At 35.7% G+C, this 1865-nt stretch carries 1 protein-coding gene and 1 pseudogene; both read right to left on the bottom strand.

Going from position 1 to position 1865, the window contains the following annotated elements; genetic code table 11:
• Positions 1–205 precede the first annotated feature (205 nt).
• A pseudogene (locus tag U881_RS12240) lies at positions 206–692 on the bottom strand (variable large family protein); the annotation flags it as partial.
• A gap of 217 nt (positions 693–909) precedes the next feature.
• Positions 910–1865, bottom strand: a 956-nt coding sequence (locus U881_RS0102840) for a variable large family protein (protein WP_024653162.1), incomplete at its 5' end; no start/stop codon positions are given.

The following is a 1865-nucleotide window of genomic DNA, read 5'->3' as shown; positions in this document are numbered from 1 at the left end:
CAAAACAAAACACAAATTAATAAAAAAAATGCATGAAATGCACAAATGATAAATGAATGTCAAATAAAAAATACAAAAGAAATACAGTGAAATCAATTAATTAAACAAGAAAACATCTTTCCTGTTTGCCTAACACAGAAAAAAAGAAGTGTTTCCTTTAAATAACCTTTTTGCAATAATTAATTTCACTATACTGAATTGACTCTTAAACTGCTGGTTTTAGAGCCCTTGCTTTATCTACTTCTTGCTTTACTTTCTCAAGAACATTCCTTACTATCTTCTTAACTATATCTTCCAATGACACTAACAATTTATTTACTGCAGTTCTTCCTGATGATTGCACTGCTTTGTCATCGTCATAACTATGTACAGCTAATTTACCATCTTTAACTAATGAACGTAAGGCTATTCCTCCTGCTACTGCTGCTGCTTTTGCTACCCCCTGTACTAAATGACCAGTATTATCTGTTCCTTTTGCAAATTCAAATGGAGTTGTATTTACTTCTGCATCTCCCCCTAGTGATTTAACATCAGTGTCTTTTTATTTCACTATTGCCTCTAACAATGCTTGAATCAATGTCACACTACTTGCACTTGGATTCTTTAACTTGTTGTGTCTTCGCTATCTCTACTATGCCTTTCAATGCTTGATACGCTTTCTTTAATTCCTCTGTATTTGCTGCTACTCCTTGTTAATTGCTTGATGCAGCTCCTACTACATTCCTCATCATCTATCTCTTTTAACAACTCTAAATGCCCTTTTAATTCCCCCTAATACCTTCTTAGCTCCATCAACTGCTCCTTATTTAATACTATAGATCACATATGCTAAAAAAAAGAAAACAACTCTTCTGCATAAATAGAAAAGTGTTTTCCTTTAATGACTTTATTATTTAGTTTAATGATTTATTATTTCGTAGTAGGTTGAGTAGTACTAGCTTCAGTAGCATTAATTCCAGGAGTATCTGAGTATTGTATTTCTTTAAAAGCTTCTCTTACTTTATCTAGATTATTTGCCACTGTTTTCCTAATTATTACATCAAGTATCCCTAGTACTTTGTTTACCGCACTTGCAGCTGCTGCTTTCACTGTTTCAGTATCTGCATTATTAGCACTAAATTTACCACCCTTAGTCATAGCCTTTAAAGCTACAGCTGCTACTAGATCAGCATTGGTCTTTGCACCATTGTTAGCCGCACCAGCATTCGCATTAGAAGCAGCTAGTGCTCCAGCTTCATGATTATTATTGTTACCAGCAAGAGCAGCAGGAACAGTAGCCTTAGCATTCTTAATTTTGTCAATCATTGCCCATGGATCTGCTTTTGATACCTCAGCTACTAGTTTAAGACCAGCATTAGCACCAGCATTGCCATTAGCACCACCAAGTACAGCAGGAGCATCAGTAGTAGCAGCAGCTGTTACCTGTCCACCAGCATTCCCAACATCAATTTTTACACCAGACTTCTCTGCTACTTCAATAATAGTTTGAACTCCACCAATAATAGCTTCAACTCCAGCCTTTTCAGCAGCACCAGGAACAGCATCAGCATTATGACCAATTGGGTTACCATCATTAGTTACACTAGCCAGTTTAGTTAAAGCAGCAATTAGTTGCTCAAAAATCTCAATTGCTCCTTTAATTGCACCCTTAACAGTTTCAACTGTGTTATCCTCAGCATTCTTAGCTTCAGAGATTTTACTTGATAGCTCGTTTAACTTATTCTTAGTTGTTGTAAGTCCATCTCCTATTTTCTTAAAGTGTTCTCCTACTTTGCTTCTATTATCATCTGATTTAACAACATTAAAGCCTAATGCATCACCAACAACATTCCCAAAAACGCCAAAAATCTCCTGAAATCCTTGAC

It is taken from the genome of Borrelia persica No12 (assembly GCF_000500045.1).
Lineage (GTDB): Bacteria > Spirochaetota > Spirochaetia > Borreliales > Borreliaceae > Borrelia > Borrelia persica.
Note: the sequence above shows the minus strand (reverse complement) of the source record. Positions and strands in the feature narration are given on the sequence as shown.